The 18,900-nt window shown below is 39.0% G+C and carries 15 protein-coding genes; 1 reads left to right on the forward strand and 14 read right to left on the reverse strand.

Features of this window, described 5'->3' with window-relative positions; genetic code table 11:
• Positions 1 to 96 precede the first annotated feature (96 nt).
• The 6 genes from PQ474_RS03810 to PQ474_RS03835 form a co-directional block, all read right to left on the reverse strand.
• On the reverse strand, positions 97 to 1,044 hold the full coding sequence (locus tag PQ474_RS03810; protein WP_273840697.1) for a DMT family transporter: 948 nt from the start codon (positions 1,042 to 1,044) through the stop codon (positions 97 to 99).
• A 172-nt stretch (positions 1,045 to 1,216) separates the two neighbouring features.
• Positions 1,217 to 2,416: a M24 family metallopeptidase gene (locus PQ474_RS03815; RefSeq protein ID WP_273840698.1), complete on the reverse strand. Its 1,200-nt coding sequence runs from the start codon at positions 2,414 to 2,416 to the stop codon at positions 1,217 to 1,219.
• A gap of 27 nt (positions 2,417 to 2,443) precedes the next feature.
• Positions 2,444 to 3,904 (reverse strand): aldehyde dehydrogenase family protein, encoded by a 1,461-nt coding sequence (locus PQ474_RS03820; RefSeq protein WP_273840699.1) that lies wholly within the window; start codon positions 3,902 to 3,904, stop codon positions 2,444 to 2,446.
• Position 3,905: 1 nt separating this feature from the next.
• On the reverse strand, positions 3,906 to 4,958 hold the full coding sequence (locus tag PQ474_RS03825) for a homoserine dehydrogenase (RefSeq protein ID WP_273840700.1): 1,053 nt from the start codon (positions 4,956 to 4,958) through the stop codon (positions 3,906 to 3,908).
• Positions 4,948 to 6,135: a M20 metallopeptidase family protein gene (locus tag PQ474_RS03830; protein ID WP_273840701.1), complete on the reverse strand. Its 1,188-nt coding sequence runs from the start codon at positions 6,133 to 6,135 to the stop codon at positions 4,948 to 4,950. The genes PQ474_RS03825 and PQ474_RS03830 overlap by 11 nt, the downstream gene beginning before the upstream one ends.
• 16 nt (positions 6,136 to 6,151) lie before the next feature.
• On the reverse strand, positions 6,152 to 7,342 hold the full coding sequence (locus PQ474_RS03835) for a cystathionine gamma-synthase family protein (protein WP_273840702.1): 1,191 nt from the start codon (positions 7,340 to 7,342) through the stop codon (positions 6,152 to 6,154).
• A gap of 164 nt (positions 7,343 to 7,506) precedes the next feature.
• On the opposite strand from PQ474_RS03835, the gene PQ474_RS03840 reads away from it, so the two are divergent.
• Positions 7,507 to 9,189: a PucR family transcriptional regulator gene (locus PQ474_RS03840; protein ID WP_273840703.1), complete on the forward strand. Its 1,683-nt coding sequence runs from the start codon at positions 7,507 to 7,509 to the stop codon at positions 9,187 to 9,189.
• A gap of 86 nt (positions 9,190 to 9,275) precedes the next feature.
• Here the strand turns inward: PQ474_RS03840 and kapB are convergent, their stop codons facing one another.
• The 8 genes from kapB to PQ474_RS03880 all read right to left on the reverse strand — a co-directional run bounded on the left by kapB (position 9,276) and on the right by PQ474_RS03880 (position 18,819).
• Positions 9,276 to 9,644, reverse strand: a complete 369-nt coding sequence (gene kapB, locus PQ474_RS03845) for a kinase-associated lipoprotein KapB (protein ID WP_273840704.1) — start codon at positions 9,642 to 9,644, stop codon at positions 9,276 to 9,278.
• Between the two features lie 26 nt (positions 9,645 to 9,670).
• Entirely contained in the window at positions 9,671 to 9,856 is a 186-nt protein-coding gene (locus tag PQ474_RS03850) for a hypothetical protein (RefSeq protein ID WP_273840705.1), read from the reverse strand.
• Positions 9,857 to 9,865: 9 nt separating this feature from the next.
• A complete protein-coding gene (locus PQ474_RS03855; RefSeq protein ID WP_273840706.1) occupies positions 9,866 to 10,117 on the reverse strand; it encodes a hypothetical protein in 252 nt (83 codons plus the stop codon).
• Positions 10,118 to 10,212: 95 nt separating this feature from the next.
• On the reverse strand, positions 10,213 to 10,551 hold the full coding sequence (locus PQ474_RS03860; protein ID WP_273840707.1) for a hypothetical protein: 339 nt from the start codon (positions 10,549 to 10,551) through the stop codon (positions 10,213 to 10,215).
• 107 nt (positions 10,552 to 10,658) lie between these two features.
• Positions 10,659 to 11,318 carry a YpjP family protein gene (locus PQ474_RS03865; protein WP_273840708.1) on the reverse strand — a complete coding sequence of 220 codons (660 nt, stop codon included), beginning with the start codon at positions 11,316 to 11,318 and terminating at the stop codon, positions 10,659 to 10,661.
• 224 nt (positions 11,319 to 11,542) lie between these two features.
• Positions 11,543 to 13,030, reverse strand: a complete 1,488-nt coding sequence (locus PQ474_RS03870) for a glutamate synthase subunit beta (RefSeq protein ID WP_273840709.1) — start codon at positions 13,028 to 13,030, stop codon at positions 11,543 to 11,545.
• A 113-nt stretch (positions 13,031 to 13,143) separates the two neighbouring features.
• Positions 13,144 to 17,739 carry a glutamate synthase large subunit gene (gltB, locus tag PQ474_RS03875; protein ID WP_273840710.1) on the reverse strand — a complete coding sequence of 1,532 codons (4,596 nt, stop codon included), beginning with the start codon at positions 17,737 to 17,739 and terminating at the stop codon, positions 13,144 to 13,146.
• Positions 17,740 to 18,012: 273 nt separating this feature from the next.
• Entirely contained in the window at positions 18,013 to 18,819 is an 807-nt protein-coding gene (locus PQ474_RS03880) for an NRDE family protein (RefSeq protein ID WP_273840711.1), read from the reverse strand.
• Between the last annotated feature and the right edge of the window lie 81 nt (positions 18,820 to 18,900).

Here is an 18,900-nt window from a genome sequence, read left to right on the forward strand (position 1 = left end):
GAATATTCATATTGTATTATAACACATTCACCTTGTTTTTAGGATATGAAAAAAAGTGGTGACTGATCGTACTCACCACTTTTTTACTCTAGACTACTACATGCTTTTATTATGTAAGAGCTGCTTATGCTTAAGAAATGCACGTTCAATATATCCAGTTCCAAAAAGAACACCAATCACAATAAACATAAATCCAAATGTTTGATACCAATAAACTTGTTCTTTTAGGAAAAGCGCTGAGAATATCAACCCGAAGAAAGGTACAAAGTTGTTAAAAATGGCCGTTTGACCAGCTCCAATATGTTGGATTGCCGCATTAAATAAGAAGTGTCCAACAGCAGTAGCTAAAATAGACGAAATGAAGAAGAGCACATACAGAACTAACGATGCTTGGAACAGATTTGTCACTCCTGATGGTTCTACAACTAGACTAATAAGTAAAAGCCCAACCGAACCAAGTAGTAGCATTAAACTTGTCATTTGTTTAGAATCAAGAGTTGAAGTTGCTTTTTTTATATAAATAAAACTAATGGCTTGAAACACCATCGCAAGGAAAACATAAAATTCTCCGAGATCAATTGACCACGTTCCTGTGCCACCACCTTGTATAAATAACACACCAATAAAAGCAACACCTATCCCAAATAATCGCCATCTTGTTAAACGATCTTTCAAAAAAATGACAGCTAGAATAGACGTGGTTAATGGCAATAAAGCAAGAATTAAAACCGCATTTGTTGCATTCGTTAATGTTAACCCAGTGGCTAGAAAATAATGATGCCCTACCACGCCAAATAGTGCTCCTAAGAAGGTAAGATACCATTCCTTTTTGGTTAGTTTTCTGATTGAGCGCCCGAATAAAACAATCGTTAAAGCTGTTACACCAGCTAGCATGATGCGAAAGGTGGTCATCGTTACAGGTGGAAAAGCTTCCACTAATACTTTCAGTAACACAACGTTCAAACCCCAAGTGATCATCACTAAAAAGACGACTCCATATGTAAAAGCAAGTGGTTTGTCTTTCATTTTAACTTTCCACTCCATTTCTTATCTCTTTGATTAGTATCTTATCACCGCTTCATAAAATCGTCACGGACTTTTTTTCGCAACACGAAATGATAGCGATTTCAAATTAAATAAACCCGAAAAAGTAATTTTACTGTTTCGGGCTCATACTTTAGCGCTTATATTTAATTGTATTCTTCTTCCATTTGACCTAAGAAGTTTGCTCATCTGGTAAAATACCAAGCACCGGTTTTTCATATAGATCACGCGAGAAATTCGTTAATAATTCATGACCTTTATCTGTTATTCGAATGGTTTCAGTGATTTCGACACCGTAATCACTATACCAAATACCAGGCATTAGATGAAAAGTCATGTTTGGTTGTAAGATCGTCTCATCTCCTGGTCGAAAACTAACGGTGTGTTCCCCCCAATCAGGTGGAAAACTCAAACCAACTGAGTAGCCCAGTCTAGAGCTTTTCCGATGCCCATATTTTCCAATTGTTTTACTCCATACACTTTCTACCTCCTCAGCCTTCATGCCAGGTTGGATAAAATCAAGTGTCGCTTCAATGCCTTCCTCTACAATCTTTGCTAATTCCTTCACTTCGTTCGGTGCCGTACCGATTGACATCGTTCTAGCCATTGGAGCATGATAGCGTCTATACGCTCCTGCAATTTCGATCGTTAAGAAGTCTCCGTTTTCATACGTTTTATCTGTCCACGTTAAATGAGGAGAAGATGTGTTCTCATTTGTCGGCAGCATTGGCACAATGGATGTGTAATCTCCTCCATATTCTGGAGTTCCTTGAATTTGGGCATGATAGATAGCGGCTGCTACATCACACTCTCTAACACCGATTTGGACGCGCTCATACGCTGCTGTCATAGCTTTTTCGACTATTTTTCCAGCTCTTTTCATAAATTTAATTTCTTTTTGCGATTTAATTAAACGAACCCAATTAACGAGACTAGAAGTGTCCTTGAATTTAGCATTTGGTAGCCCATGTTTTAATCGTTCATAACATAGGGCGGTGAAATAATGCACATCCATCTCAACGCCGATCGTTCGTGCACTTTGACCAATTTCCGTGAGAATATTTGCGACGAAATCAACCGGATGTCTTTCTGTTGATTGGACATAAAAGTCTGGGTAGGAAATAATATGATGTTCATCTAGCCACGTCGTTTTCCCAACTCCACTTGCATCCATTTGCCGACCAATCCAGATTGGTTGTGCATCTTCTAATGTAACCACCATCATCTGATGGACATAGAAGCTCCATGCAGAATAATTCGTTAAATAAAACATATTTGAGGGGTTAGAAATAAGGAGTACATCTACCCCCTCGTCGACCATTCGCTTCTTTACAGTCTCTAATCTTTGTTTATACTCTTCTAATGCGAACAATCAGATCACCCTCTTTCTCTCTCTACTTCAATCCCCATAGAAGAAAGGTGCATTCTTTAATTTAAATGCGACTACCTTTTGCTCAGTCATGGCCTCAATAGCGTACCGAACTCCTTCTCGACCAATTCCTGAACCTTTTATCCCTCCAAATGGCATCGAGTCAATCCGGACATCACTACTATCATTGATCATGACTCCACCATATTGTAATTGATGAATCGCTTCAAATGCTTCCTCTAGCTTACTTGTAAAGATTCCTGCTTGTAAGCCGTAGCCTGTTTGGTTAGAACGCTCTATTCCTTCGATTAAAGACGAGATGGATTCGATTATTACAACTGGACCAAACACCTCATATTGAGCAAGTGTAGCGGTCTTAGGAACTTCGGTTAGAACAGTCGGTTCCAAGAAAGCCCTTGTTCTTTTTCCACCACACTTTACCTTTGCTCCCATTTTGACGGCTTCTCTTATCCACCCTTCTACTCGCTTTGCCTCTTTCTCTGAAATTAATGGACCTAGATCAGTCGATTCATCTGTTTTCAATCCAACTTTTAGCTTCTTTGTCGCGGTAATAAATTGCTTTAGAAATGCCTCGTAGATGCCGTGGTGAACAAAAATCCGTTGAACCCCAATGCAATTTTGACCGGCTACTCCAAAAGATCCAGATACCGTCGATAATACTGCTTCATTTAAATCGGCATCTTCTAATACAATCGTCGGAGAATTTGACCCTAATTCCATCGCAGTCTTTTTTACGCCCACTTTCCGGGTAATTTCTTTGCCCGTTTCATATCCGCCTGTAAATGAAACAAAGCGAACGTCCTCATGTTCAACTAAAGGATCACAAATTTGTGCCCCTCTGCCTGTTACAACGGATAAGATCTCTTTTGGTAAGCCCGCATGTAAAAAGGCTTCTGCTAACCGAATCGCACTTAGCGGCGTCGCAGTTGCCGGTTTTACGATCACGGCATTTCCAGCTGCGATCGCAGGACCAACTTTATGTGCCACGAGGTTTAACGGATCATTAAAAGGAGTGATCGCTGCAACAATTCCCACCGGAAAACGATACACATACCCCACTCGATTCTCGTGTCCTGGCATTTGCGAAAAAGGAATGGTTTCACCTTCAATTCTTCTCGCTTCTTCAGCACTGATTCTTAATGTCTCAATACACCTTTTTACTTCTTTTCTAGCTTCTCTAATCGTTTTGCTGCTCTCTAACACGATGGTTGTCACATAAACATCCTGATTCGATTCTATATAGGAAGCGGCATCTTGAAGAATCCGCATTCGTTCATGTACCGGAAGACGAGCACTTTTTTGTAACCCTTCACGTGCGGTTTCTATCGCAAACTCAACATCCTCTACCGTCGCTTCAGGAACAGTAGCGATCAAATCACCTGTACCAGGATCAAACACATCTATTGATTCATTTTTATGAACCCAATGACCACCAATCAACATCCGCTCTTGAACAATTTGCGTTGACATGTTATCCCTCCATCCCTTTTTTATGACGGCTTATTGCAATTAAATCGATAAGCACGGCAAATCCGGTTTCCTTAATACCAGCTCCTGCTCCCACTAATGTGATAGGTCCTGATAGATCACATGTATACGTGATAGCGTTCATCGCCCCTGTTACTCCGGCCAAAGGATCATCTAGATCAACCATTTCAGGCTTTACCGTTGCCATAACTCCTGCTTCTGTTTGTTTAAGAGACCCAATTAGTTTCCACCTTTTCCCTAACTCTTTTGCTCTATCAAGATCAGCTAAACTAATAGATGCTATTCCTTGACAGGCAACTTCCTCTCGCTTAAGAGGTACTCCTAACACAACATTAGCTAGAATTAATATTTTATATAGTACATCGTGTCCTTCTACATCAGCGGTAGGGTCGGCCTCTGCATACCCTAAACCTTGCGCTTCTTTAAGGGCTTCCTCATAGTTAAGCCCCTCCTCCATACGCATCAGCATATAATTTGTTGTCCCGTTTAAAATTCCTTTTATTTCCGTTATGTCATTTCCCGTTAAGGTCGTTTGTGGCAATCTGAGGGCTGGAGTACCGCTCATAACAGCCCCTTCAAATAACCACTGAACCCCGTTTTGTCTAGCCAGATTGGATAATGACTCATAAGCTAAAGCAACCGGTCCTTTATTGGTCATAACGACATTACGTTTATGCAAAAAAGCCCACTGGCAATGATCAATTGCAGGCTGTCCTGTTTGAACATCTGTAAACGTCATTTCGATAATTGAATCCGCATTCGTTTGTTCAATGGTTTCTTTGCTACTCCAATTCCGGATTAAACCTTCTTCATCCGGATACGCGTTCAAAGAACCCGTCTCTTGAACAGCTTTTATAACCTTATCTAAACAAAGTCCATCAGGATGGTATAAGGAACCCTTAAATAAGTCTGATATGGATACTACTTTGAGATCAATCTGATGATATTCAGACAACTTCACTTTTTTTTCTCTTAATATGTTAACAAACCCTTGACCAACTCCACCAAACCCAATTAATGCAAGTTTATGAGCCATTAGGATTCCTCCTTCTCCTGATCATACGTAATGCTCCGTCTACAAGGATTCGCATACCTAGTTCCATTGCGCGTTCATCAAAGTTAAAAGTAGGTTGGTGCAGACTTGTTTTACTTTCTGCTTGCGCACCAAGGAAGAGCATTGCTCCTGGAATTTTTCTAGTGAAATGACTAAAGTCTTCACCACCCATTCCAAATGATTGCTGAATAACCGTACAATTGGGCTCCATTTCCTTTATGAGCTCTTCTATCATTTGAGTGAGTTCAGGATCATTTAAAAGAGCAGGTTCTCCTTGATGAACATGTAAATCGTACGATCCTCCTAGTTGTATAATGATCTGTAAACCACGTTTTAGTTCTTCGACTAATTTAATTCTAGCTTCCTCGGAATACGTACGAATCGTCCCTCGCAACATGACATCAGAGGGAATGACATTTGTTGATGCTCCACCGGATATTTGGCAAATACTTAAAACAGAAGGTTCATGTGCTGCAAGCTTCCGACTTGGTAGGCTATATAAATAAGGCAAGACGACTGACGTAAGCCAAATGGGGTCAACCGTCTGTTCAGGATACGCTCCGTGACCACCTGTGCCTAAAATCGTTAATTGAAATGTATTGACATTAGCCATAACGGGTCCTGATTGTAACTTAATCTTTCCTAACGAAAGCTCTGGGTCGAGATGTAGTGCGAGAATCGCTTCAACATCGTCTAATACGCCTTTTTCTAATACATACTGTGCACCTGTTTTCCCCTGAGCATCTTCTGATTCTTCGGCTGGCTGAAAGAGACATTTTACTGTGCCTCGTAATGTTCCGAGTTGATACAGACTAGATAAAGTATGAACAGCACCTAGTAACATCGCAGTATGACCATCATGACCACACGCATGCATAATTCCCGAGTTACATGACTGATAAGAAGCGCCTGTATTCTCCGTAATCGGCAACGCATCTATATCCGCTCGGAGCCCAACAATCGGTCCGTTACCATTACCGACGATTGCCAAAACTCCTGTATGAACTCCTATTTGATCTATACCACTTCGTAATTGAACACCCGGCAGCCCTTGTAATTGCTCGATGATATAACTGGTAGTTCTGATTTCTTGGAAACTTAGCTCAGGTTCGCGATGTAGGTGCCTTCTCCATGTCATTAGTTGTTCAATACGAACCATAGATGCACCGCCTTTTCTAGACATCTATTGCAGCTAGAGCTTGCTTTAAATCTGAGATAAGATCCTCTATATCTTCAATTCCAGCAGAGTAGCGAACGAGTCCCTCTGGAATCCCAAGAGCGGCGCGCTCCTCTTCCGTATTCTCTACATGACTTGTAGTCCTCGCAGGTCCAACGGTTGTTTCAACGGCTCCTAGATTAGCGGCACGATGGGCAAACTCAAGCTTCGGCAAAAATTGTCTAACAGCATCCAGTTCACCCTTTAAAGCAAAGCTTAACATTCCGCCAAATCCGTTCATCTGCTGTTTCGCAATATCATGGTGTTTGTGAGTTTCAAGACCAGGATAGTACACTTGCTCGACTTTTTCATGAGTTGATAAAAAACGAGCAACTTGTAGTGCATTTTCTTGTTGTTTTTCGACCCGCAATTTTAATGTTTTCATTCCTCTTAATAATAAATAGGCAGCCATTGGATCCATTGTGGCACCATTGATTTCACGATAATGATAAATGTCTTTTACCAGACTTTCTGATCCACAGACGACACCACCCAATGCGTCAGCGTGACCTCCGAGAAACTTCGTTGCACTATGGATAACGAGATCCACTCCAAATGCAAGTGGATTTTGATTAATAGGTGTCGCAAATGTATTATCAACAAATACCAAAGCACCTACTGCCTTCGCCGCATTCGTAATCCGAGCTAAATCAGTAATCTTAACCGTAGGGTTAGTAGGGGTTTCTAAATAAACGAGTCTACAACCTTTTGCTATTTCCTTTTCCATTTCTGTGTGATTTCCTGTCTCCACTAAAGAAACATTAATTTGTAATCTTGGTAAAAATTCTGAGAATATTTTATTTGTCCCACCATAGGTATCTTTAATAGAGACCACTCGATCTCCAGGTTTTAAAACCGTAAGTAAAGAGTTGGAAATGGCAGCCATCCCTGTAGAAAAGCTTGTTGCAGCCTCTGCGTGTTCAAGTGCTTTTACTTTATCTTCAAATGCCTGAACCGTTGGGTTTGTATTTCTGCCATAAATGTGGCCTTTTCTTTTTCCGATTGCGACTTCATACCATTCATCAACATCATCATAACTAAAGGCAACACTATGCACGACGGGAACTTGTGTTGCCCCATGTACTAAATACTCCTTTTCACCAGCCCAAACTGATTGCGTTGCATCGCTTAAACGTCTTTTCTTTTCCATGCTGCCACCCCTTCCTCTATTTACTACATCTTATTTCAAATAATAAAAGAAAACATTCAACAATTTGTATGAAAGTTTAAAGGGCTGCATCATCTACTTTTACAAATAGTCTGATAATGACTACAATAAACGTAACTGCTTCATGTTTTAAGGAGGTTAGCTACATGAGTGTGACCATGATGGATGTTCAATCTTTAGAGATTTTCAAAGGTTCTACCATTCGAACAGGAGCAAATAAACTGCAGTCTCGTTATGTAAATTGGGTTTCCGTTATCGAGACACCGGTCGAATCGTTCGTTCGTGAAAATGAACTTGTCTTAACTACAGGTATTGGCTGTGGTCATGATCAAGAATTATTTTACAGCTTTGTTGACGACGTCATAAAATCAGGTGCCTCTGCCTTAGCTATTGCCCTTGGTCCGTTCGTTGAAGCAATTCCACATCGCGTTATTGATTTAGCTTTGAAGGAAGAATTCATTTTAATTGAATTAAATTGGTCTGTACGGTTTTCAGATATTTTAGAGCAAGTACTTGAACAAATTCATGAAGAAAAAAGACAGTACTTTGAAAAGATCGAAACCATTCGTAAGTCTTTGCTCCACTGTATATTGTCTGGTCAATCTCTTGATTTGGTTGCTAATCACTTTGCAACTTCCATTGGTTGTGAGGTTTTTATAGCAGATAAGCGAGGAGTCATCCGTGGCAAATGTAAGGACCTTGCGGAGGATTTACAAGATAGATGGACTTCATTCATGCAAGAACAACTTGAAGAGGATGGGATTTACCACTCTCTAGGTAATACATTTGAATGGCTTCAGTATTCAGGAGGTTACGCACTTCAGTTAACGATTCACTCAGCTGGGAATATACAAGGTTATATTATTGTTGGTGGGTTTGGTGCAGAACCATTTACCGAAGAGGAACATAAAGAGTGGTTGATGTTACTCGAGCATGCAACTACAGCTGTCGCGATTCACTTTCTTCATGAGCAAGCAGCAAAAGAAGCAGAATGGCGACTTCGAGATGATTTTGTATGGGAACTAACAAGAGGTTCATTTCATTCACAAGAATCCATGCTTTCAAGATCAAAATCATTAGGCTATCAATTGAATCTTCCATATATTTGTGTCGTTGCTAAGCCAGAGCACCTAAAACAGAGTTTTCAATCGATGACACACTTAACGATTACATTTGATCACTGGCTTCACGAATGTATCCGTCACATGGAGGAAGAAGCAGAAAGTGTGGCGAAGTCCATGGCTTTAAAGTCCATGGTTACATTTCAACAAGAAGAATTAATCATCTTCTTGGAAGTAAACCATCATAATGCTAATCAACAAACGAGAACGTATATTACGAAGTTAATCAGGCGCTTACACTATTTATACCCAACAATTACCTTAACATGGGGAATCGCTAAGCAATATGGGTATTCTTGTTTCACTGCTAGCTATCAAGAAGCGAAACGCGCGCTTGAAATAGGTAGAAAAAAAAACGATCAGCATGCAATATCGACGTTTGCTGACACTACAGCCGATCGAATTACTGAAAATTTATTAAAGAACGAAGAATTAATAGATATTGCTAGTTCTGTCCTAGATTCACTTCTTCGATATTCGGAAGAAAGGCAAATCAACTTACTGCACACGTTTACGACCTATCACCATAATAGAGGAAATGTTAGTCAAACTGCTAGAGAATTAAATTTACATCGTCAGTCACTTCTTTATCGTTTGCGAAAAATAGAAGCGTTGACTAATTGCTCCTTAGATGATGCAGATGATTTATTTATTCTAGATTTAAGTACTCGTTTATGGTTAAATGGGATGAAAACACATAGCGATTAGATTAAAGATCATTATAGATAAAGAACCTCCCCCATTCCCCGCCATTACGTATAATGGTCCGGAAATGGAGAAGGTTCTTTTTACTATTAAAAACCATATTCACTTTTACATTCGTTAAGCTTTTCAAGTGAAGCTTTCGCCCAATCTGAATCGTCTTCTTCTAAACTTTTTTGCAGTTCGACGACTGCTTGAAGAAGAGAACTTTTATATTCAGGTACTTCTCCCTCATACGATTTCAACGAAGAAAGAGGTACCCACGTTTTCTCAAATTGCGCTAATGCTTTCCTTTGATGAAACAGAGGCACTTCAATCATTTTAGGGTTATGAAGATCACCTTGTGTTGGATGTTTTAAGACAGCTAGAACTTTAACAAGTGCACGTTGCATGCTTTCTTGTCGTTCCACTAATTCTGCGATATACACTCCCGTTTTATAGAAGGCACGAACATATTCCATATTACCGAACCCCTTTTATAGCTGTATTAGATAATCCCGAAAGAAAACATAACGACTAGATAGATGATAATCATAATAAGTCCAATCGAAAAACTCCAAATAGCTCGTTTTTTCTTTTGATGGAAAATACTCCAAATGCCAATTCCACCAAACAAACCCGTTAATATAAAAAACACAAAAACAGTTATAATTAATTGAATTTCTTCTGGCATATCCCCCTCCTACAAACCCGGTACTAGCCATGTGAAAAGTTTCCACATAAACTCCGAAGTAGGAACAAGGTATTGTTCAGATAACACTCCTAGTCTCGTCGTTTCTGAAAAACTGTCAATGACGATAAACGTAAACGTAATTAAAATGGCAATAATCGTAATTGCTAATATGATGGCAAGTAATGCTACGTATCCGAGTAAAACGCGAAGTGTCCATTTTAACCATTCCGGCCGTCTTTTTTCTTGAACATGTGAGTTCAAACAAATCCCTCCCTGCTGATCATTATACATATATCTTTATCCTATCAGAATTATGTCGAAAAGCAGAGAAAGTAATTGAAAAAATAATGAATTTCTTAATCTAAATCTAGCTTATCAAGTATCGCACCAATAGGAACCCCGTCAGCAGTAGAAACATCACTGAAATCATAATCTCTTAAATCAATAAGCTGATTGCTTATTCCACGAATTTCTACACTAGAAAGCACATTACTAGACACAACGTCTTCTTCTTTCTTAGCACCATTCTTTATCGAATCAGGAAAATCAAAGGCTCTCTCATTACTTACTTCAGTATTAGCAGTATAATTAAGGGAGGCAGGATTTGGATCATGGGTAAATTGGATAAGAACTATAACCCATACTCCAACAAACATTATAGCAGCCAAGCCAATTATTAATAATTGTTTAATCATTCTTCACTCCATCTTTCATTTCATCCATTTTATAGGTCAATTTTACCACGAATGATCATCCATGTCTGTTACAAAATATCTAAATATGTAAAAAAACCGCGTATAATTTATACGCGGATCATACTGTTCCATCTAGGAGGCATATCTTTCCCCCATGGAATATTCCCAATGGTATGGTGTTTTTCATGTTGATCTAAATAAGTGTGATAATGAAAGTTAAAGGTATATCCCTGTTTAGGTGGTTGATCTCTTCGAACGTGAAAACGGAATATATCTTCTCCTGTCTCCTCATTGTATAAGTGGAAGATCTTTTCCCCTAAACCAGCAGAAGGTGTATTAGACATTTTAACCTTTTCCCAATCTTCATTAGAAAACGTCTTTGTTGTTTCACGAAGAACGTACTCTAATTCCGGTAAGATATCATCTTCAAAAGGACCACTAATTTTTTCAGTAATTACTGTACCAAATTTCATCATACTTTGTTTAACAGCTTCTTTAATAAAAAAGTTATTAAGTAGATCGGCCGATGAAACATTACGGTGAATATATTGCTCCGTTTTTGCAGGTAAGACCTCATCAAATAAATCATAACTATGTTCATTAACTTGATATATTAATGGTTTTTCGCTATTTGTTTCACCAGTGGCTTTCTGTGGAGTTTCAGCTTGCACCTCTCGAACAAAATCCGTTGTCGGAACAAGGAATCCAAATGTCAGAAGCGCCGATGAGATAACGATCCCACGCTTCATAAGTTGAATCACAATCATACGCCCTTCCATAGTTTCATTTTTGAAGAAAATTGCTCAAAAAGATCGACCTAGTATCTTTTTCAACATTTTTTAATGAGCGCTTATTGTTATGAGAGCCTGCTATGAGTAAATACTCACAGCAGGCTAACATAATTGTATTTTCATACACGCACTCTAATACTATAATTCTCTCATGAAATCTATGAAAACGCCATTACAAATAGATTAAAAATTGTGAAATACTATGGTAAATTAGAACTTCCCATTAAGTAACGATCGCACTCTCTTGCGGCTTCGCGCCCTTCATGAATAGCCCATACAACAAGACTTTGTCCACGACGATTATCACCAGCAGCAAAAACTCCCGCTACACTTGTCATATACTTACCATATTCAGCCTCAATAGTAGAACGTGAAGTGGTATCAATTGAGAGTTCCTCTAGGATACGCTCTTCAGGTCCTGTGAAACCTACCGCTAATAGAACTAGATCTGCAGGCCAAACCTTTTCTGTGCCAGGAATTGGTGTACGAATCTTTCTACCACTTGCATCGATTGTCGTTTCAACACCAATTGTGTGAATTTCTTTAACATGACCGTTCTCATCACCAACAAATTTCGTTGTACTCACTTGGTAACTACGAGGGTCCTGTCCATAAACTGCTTTAGCTTCTTTTTGTCCGTCTTCAACAGTATGGACAATGGGAAATAGTGGCCAAGGATTCTTATCACTACGCTCATCTGGCTTTTGACGGTTAATATCAAATTGAGTAATTGATTTTGCTCCGTGACGAACAGATGTCGTAATACAGTCTACACCTGTATCTCCGCCACCAATGACAATTACGTTTTTCCCTTTTGCTGATGTGTATTTTCCATCTTGATGATTAGAGTTTAAAAGGCTTTTCGTATTTTCAGTTAAAAAGTCCATTGCAAAATGAATTCCTTTTAACTCACGGCCTTCAACCTCAACATCACGAGGCTTCGTTGCTCCTGTACATAAAAGAACTGAATCAAATTCATTCTTTAAATCAGTCGCAGAAATATCTTTTCCAATTTCTACGTTGGTCTTAAACGTGATTCCTTCTTTTTCAAGAATGCTTACACGTCTTTCAACCGTTTCATTTGCGAGTTTCACATCAGGAATTCCGTAAGTAAGGAGTCCTCCAATTCGATCTTCTCTTTCAAAAACTGTAACTAAATGCCCTGCTTTATTAAGCTGAGCTGCTGCTGCTAGACCAGCTGGGCCAGAACCAACTACTGCCACTTTTTTACCTGATCTTTTCAAAGGAGGTTGTGGAACAATCCACCCTTCTTGGAAGCCTCGTTCAACAATATGGTACTCAATACTTTTGATAGAGACCGCATCATCACTGATCGCAACTGTACAGGAACCCTCGCAAGGTGCAGGACATACTCTTCCTGTAAATTCAGGAAAATTATTTGTTTTATGAAGACGATCTAGAGCTTCTTTCCACTTTCCGCGGTAAACTAAGTCATTCCATTCAGGAATCAAATTATAAACAGGACAACCAATTTCTCCAGACCCGTCTATTGTTGTTCCAGTTTGACAAAAAGGAACGCCACAATCCATACAGCGTGCTCCTTGTTGACGTAAAACTGGTTCAGGCATTAAAATTTGAAATTCCTTCCAACTTTTAGTACGTTCAAAAGGATCTCGTTTTGTAGGATTCTCTCTTTTATATTCTATAAATCCAGTTGGCTTCCCCATCGCATTCACTCCAATCTTCTTCTTCTCTAACAATTAAGAAGGCAAATAACTCAGGGAAACGACCCTCTCTTAAGCTTACTAGCTTAAGAGCGGAATCGTTTGTAAGTCATCTATTATTTCCCGCTTACACGAGTCTTGTCACTTTTATTTTCATCAAAAGCAACCATGACCGCATCCACGTCCGTAAGTCCTTCTTGTTTCACTCGATCAATTGCTTCAAGCATTCTTTTATAATCTTTTGGAATTACTTTTACAAATTTCGTTAAATAGTCATTCCAATTTGTAAGAATGTCTGCAGCACGAGTACTCTTCGTATAAGAAGAATGGTTTTCAAGTAACGTACGTAATTGATCAATATCTTTTGTTTCAATTACAGGCTCAAGATGAACCATTTCTTTATTACACTTCTTATCGAATGTTCCGTCCTCATCAAGAACAAATGCCACACCACCAGACATACCAGCAGCAAAGTTCTTTCCAACAGTTCCTAGGTTAACAACCACACCACCAGTCATATATTCAAGACCGTGATCGCCAACACCCTCAACAACAACTTTTACTCCAGAGTTACGCACAGCGAAACGTTCACCAGCAATACCGTTGATGTAGGCTTCTCCACTAGTTGCTCCGTAGAATGACGTGTTACCAATTAGAATATTGTCTTCAGCCTTAAAAGTTGAAGCTACAGGTGGATAAACGATGATCTTACCACCTGATAAACCTTTTGCTGTGTAATCATTGGCATCACCCTCTAAACGCAATGTCATACCTTTTGGTATAAATGCACCAAAGCTTTGACCTGCAGATCCTTTAAAATCAAAGGTAATTGTATCTTCTGGTAAACCTTTTGCTCCGTATCGCTTGCTAATATGACTACCAACAATCGTTCCAACAACGCGATCTACGTTTTTAATAGGGAATTGAGCATGAACCTTCTCACCACGTTCAAGAGCAGGTTGACTTACAGCTAGTAACTCTCTCATATCTAAAGAAGCCTCTAATTGATGATCTTGACTCTTTGTGCAATAATTCCGTTCATGGTTATCTGGTTTCGGTTGATAAAGAAGATTTGATAAATCTAGATGTTCAGCCTTCCAGTTATCAACATTCTTATTCATCTCTAGTAAGTCTGTACGACCAATCAATTCGTCAATTTTACGAATTCCTAGCTCAGCCATTAGTTCACGAATTTCTTCGGCTACAAAGCGCATAAAGTTTTCAACATGCTCAGCTTGCCCCATATACTTCTTACGTAATTCAGGGTTCTGAGTCGCAATTCCAACAGGACAAGTATCAAGGTGACAAACACGCATCACAATACAGCCTAATACAACTAGTGGTGCAGTAGAAAAGGCAAACTCTTCTGCTCCAAGTAAAGCTGCTGTAACGACATCGCGTCCTGTCATAAGCTTACCATCTGTTTCTAATGTAACACGATCACGTAAGTTATTAAGAAGCAACGTTTGATGCGTTTCTGCAAGCCCAATCTCCCAAGGAAGACCTGTATGTTTAATACTAGTTCTCGCAGCAGCGCCTGTACCACCATCATAACCACTAATAATAATTCCATCAGCGCGACCTTTTGCAACACCTGCAGCAATCGTACCAACTCCAGTACCAGCTACAAGCTTAACACTGACCTTTGCAGTAGGATTCGCATTTTTTAAATCATGAATCAATTCAGCCAAATCCTCGATTGAATAGATATCATGATGTGGTGGTGGTGAAATTAAACCAACTCCAGGTGTAGAACCACGAACTTCCGCTACCCAAGGATAAACCTTGTTTCCTGGTAATTGACCACCTTCACCAGGCTTAGCCCCTTGAGCAACCTTGATTTGAATCTCATCAGCATTCACAAGGTAGTGACTTGTTACTCCAAATCTACCAGAAGCAACTTGCTTGATAGAACTACGGCGCAAATCCCCATTTTCATCTGGTGTAAAACGGTTCGGATCTTCTCCACCTTCACCTGTATTACTCTTCCCGCCAATACGGTTCATTGCAATAGCTAGTGTTTCATGCGCTTCTTGAGAAATCGATCCAAACGACATTGCACCTGTACGGAACCGTTTGAAGATTTCTTCTACTGGCTCTACCTCATCAAGTGAAATAGATGTGCGTCCTTCTTTAAAAGCCAGTAACCCACGTAATGTTGTTTGTTCTTTCGTTTGTTCATTAATAGCATTTGAATATTTCTTAAAAAGATTAAAATTGTTCGTACGACATGCATTTTGAAGCATGTGAATTGTATGAGGGTTGTATTGGTGTGGATCCCCATTACGACGCCATTGTAAATCATCACCTGGGTCTAATGCTTTATCAACGCCTTCTTGATCTGAATAAGCACGACTGTGACGTGTACGAACTTCTTTTTCAATGATTTCTAGATTTATTCCACCAATTCTTGTTGTCGTCCAAGTGAAGTACTTATCAACAACGGACTCGTGAATGCCAACTGCCTCAAAGATTTGAGCACCACGGTAACTTTGAATGGTTGAAATACCCATTTTTGATAATACTTTCATAATTCCTTTTGAAGCAGCTTTCACATATTTGTTAACAGCTTCTACATAAGAAATTTCTTCAAGTAATCCATCTTGAATTAATCCATCAATAGAATCGAAAACAAGATATGGGTTAATAGCTTCTGCTCCAAATCCAAGCAAACAAGCGAAATGATGGACTTCTCTTGGCTCACCAGACTCAACCAATAGGCTTACTTGTGTTCTCGTACCTTGACGAATTAGGTGATGATGAAGCCCAGATACCGCAAGTAGTGCTGGAATAGCGGCTTGTGTTGCACTCACCCCACGATCACTCAAGATAATTAGAGTATGACCAGCTTTTATTGCCGCATCAGCGCGAGCGAATAAAGAGTTTAATGCATCTTCTAACTGGTTATCTTCTTTAGAAACATCAAATGTAATTGGTAAAGTGATAGATTTAAAGCCTTCCATTTTATTATGACGAAGCTTCGCTAACTCTTCATTATCCAGAATCGGATACGGAAGGTGAATATGGCGACAGCTAAGTGGCTCTGGATTTAATAGGTTACGCTCAGCACCAATGGTTGTACCCATTGCTGTAACAACTTCTTCACGAATGGCATCAATTGGCGGATTAGTAACTTGAGCAAATAATTGCTTGAAGTAGTTATATAAAAGTTGAGGACGTTTAGACAAAACCGCAAGCGGTGAGTCATATCCCATTGAACCTACTGGATCAACACCTTCTTTAACCATTGGTTGAATGACTTTTGACAACTCTTCATATGTGTAACCAAAAGCAAGCTGACGAGTACCTAAATTTTTAAAATCGGTATTTTCAACATGAGCTGTTTCAAGAACATCTTCAATTTGAATTAGGTGATCATTTACCCAATCTTCATATGGATGTTCACTTGCGATTTGGTGCTTAATTTCATCATCAGGAATAATACGACCTTCTTCTGTGTCAACTAGTAACATATGCCCTGGATGAAGACGTTCTTTATATAAGATATTTTCTGGTTCAATATCTAAGACCCCAACTTCAGATGACATGATAATATAGTCATCTTTTGTTACATAGTAACGAGACGGACGTAGTCCGTTACGGTCTAAACATGCTCCAATTTGTTTTCCATCTGTGAATACAATGGCCGTTGGTCCATCCCATGGTTCCATTAATGTGCTATGAAACTCATAAAATGCTTTCTTTTCAGGCGACATATGTTCATCATTTTGCCACGGCTCTGGAATCATCATCATAGCTGAGTGAGCCATCGATCGACCAGATAGCGATAAAAATTCAATTGTGTTATCAAACATAGATGAATCTGATCCATCTTTATCAACAACTGGGTGAATTTTTTCTAAATCACTTCCGAACGCATCGGATTCAAACATTGCTTCACGAGCATGCATCCAGTTTACATTTCCTTTGACCGTGTTAATCTCACCATTATGAATCATATAGCGATTCGGATGTGCTCTTTCCCAACTTGGGAACGTATTTGTACTAAATCTTGAGTGAACAAGTGCAATGGCTGTCTCAAAATCTGGATCCGGAATATCTAAAAAGAATTGATCAACTTGTTCTGTTGTCAACATCCCTTTATAGACAATTGTACGACTAGATAAACTAGCAAAATAGAACGATTCGTCTTCTGGTACAAATGAGATTAATTCTTTTTCTGCACGTTTACGAATGACATACAATTTACGTTCGAAATCTAATTCCGTCTTTAAGCCTGGGTTTCTTTTAATAAATAATTGACGAATATATGGCATAGCTGCTTTTGCCGCATTACCAAGCATTGAATCATCAACAGGAACTGTACGCCAGCCTAGAAGCTCCATACCTTCTTTTTCTATAATGGCTTCTAAACCTTTCTCGCAACATTCCCTTGCTTCTTCATCCTGTGGCAAAAACAGCATCCCTACTCCATACTCGCCTGTTTCAGGAAGAGTTACACCATCTGCCAAACAGACCTTTTCGAAAAAATGATGAGGTATTTGTAATAAGATTCCTGCACCATCTCCCGTATTAACTTCATCACCTTGCCCGCCACGATGTTCCAAGTTTCGCAAAATATGAAGGGCATCTTCAACTATTTGATGCGATTTCTTCCCTTTCATATGGGCTAAAAAGCCGATGCCACAATTATCATGCTCAAATTGTGGATCATATAGGCCTTGTTTCTTCGGTAATTGTGAGTACCGCATTGGCATCAACCCTTTCTCCAAAAAAGTAAAAATCAATCAACTCTCCCCAAAATCTCATGAGCTAATATACAAGATCATATCATTTTTCTGACATTTCGGCAAATTAAAATTTAATATAAATATCTATGAAAGCGCTTCCTGCCGTGTGGTTTTACCGTTTTTTTTACGTTTTAGAGAATTCACCACAATGTCTAACTTTGCATAATAATAAAATGCATTTGTATAAAAATTCACCTTTCCGAACATCTTAATTGCTTTTCTATAAAAATGTTATTACTGACTCCATTCTTTTTCAATTCGTTTTAGTTTTACTCCTTCTGGTCCGTACCCTTGTTCGACAAACTTCATTCGCCCTTCACTGTCCATTAAAATTATTGTCGAAGCGCGCGTACCATAAGTTCTTCCATTAATAAAAATGGATGAAAGCTGACGTTCACGTTTCATTCCAATACCTGTATCTGGTAACTCACTATCATGAAATAGTTCGTCATCTCTTAACATATTCATGCATAGTTCAATGAATAGTTGCTCTTGTTCATTAGTTTGACAAATTATTTTAAATTTTTCTTTCATTCGCACAGTTTTAGGCCAATCTGTTTGTAAGTCAGCATTGCTAACTACATGAAAACCCTGCTTGAGTTTTGTCTTTTTCGCTCGATTGGACATATAGAACCATTCATCTTTTTGACCAAATATTAAATTATACCCTTCAAATTGAGTTTCACTTAACTCCAGCTGGGTCAAATATTCATTTACACGTACGGATGTCGTTAGAAAATCCAAAACGAGTTTCCCTCGAGAATACTCAGCTTCTCCTCTCAATCCATTGGGATATTCTCGTACATTCGTGACAGCAGCGACCTTACCATTGCGATGAACCCCCATCCAAGTACCACCTTTCAATAAATCTTTTCCTGCCCAAACGTTAGGTACCTCTTCCCAGTAATAAGGGCGTTTAGTTGGTCGACTAAAAAATTCATCTCTGTTTGCACAAATAATCAGCTTGTAAATCGGATGGACATTTAATGCCATTGCAAGTAAACACATTTTTATCACCTCTACTATCATTAACTTAATCATAAAATAATCCCCTACATTAATCTAATTTTTATACACAGGATCAAGTACTCTCTCATTTGTCTTTTTCTTCTTGCGGTTTGA

It is taken from the genome of Halalkalibacter alkalisediminis, from assembly GCF_028610705.1.
GTDB lineage: Bacteria > Bacillota > Bacilli > Bacillales > Bacillaceae_D > Halalkalibacter > Halalkalibacter alkalisediminis.

Coding starts and splice junctions, on each gene's coding strand:
- PQ474_RS03865 (WP_273840708.1), bottom strand. CDS start 11,318: ATGATTGTGATTCAACTTATGAAGCGTGGGATCGTTATCTCATCGGCG.
- PQ474_RS03825 (WP_273840700.1), bottom strand. CDS start 4,958: ATGGCTCATAAACTTGCATTAATTGGGTTTGGTGGAGTTGGTCAAGGG.
- PQ474_RS03840 (WP_273840703.1), top strand. CDS start 7,507: ATGAGTGTGACCATGATGGATGTTCAATCTTTAGAGATTTTCAAAGGT.
- PQ474_RS03830 (WP_273840701.1), bottom strand. CDS start 6,135: ATGGTTCGTATTGAACAACTAATGACATGGAGAAGGCACCTACATCGC.
- PQ474_RS03860 (WP_273840707.1), bottom strand. CDS start 10,551: ATGATTAAACAATTATTAATAATTGGCTTGGCTGCTATAATGTTTGTT.
- gltB (WP_273840710.1), bottom strand. CDS start 17,739: ATGCGGTACTCACAATTACCGAAGAAACAAGGCCTATATGATCCACAA.
- PQ474_RS03810 (WP_273840697.1), bottom strand. CDS start 1,044: ATGGAGTGGAAAGTTAAAATGAAAGACAAACCACTTGCTTTTACATAT.
- PQ474_RS03850 (WP_273840705.1), bottom strand. CDS start 9,856: ATGCCAGAAGAAATTCAATTAATTATAACTGTTTTTGTGTTTTTTATA.
- PQ474_RS03870 (WP_273840709.1), bottom strand. CDS start 13,030: ATGGGGAAGCCAACTGGATTTATAGAATATAAAAGAGAGAATCCTACA.
- PQ474_RS03820 (WP_273840699.1), bottom strand. CDS start 3,904: ATGTCAACGCAAATTGTTCAAGAGCGGATGTTGATTGGTGGTCATTGG.
- kapB (WP_273840704.1), bottom strand. CDS start 9,644: ATGGAATATGTTCGTGCCTTCTATAAAACGGGAGTGTATATCGCAGAA.
- PQ474_RS03880 (WP_273840711.1), bottom strand. CDS start 18,819: ATGATTAAGTTAATGATAGTAGAGGTGATAAAAATGTGTTTACTTGCA.
- PQ474_RS03835 (WP_273840702.1), bottom strand. CDS start 7,342: ATGGAAAAGAAAAGACGTTTAAGCGATGCAACGCAATCAGTTTGGGCT.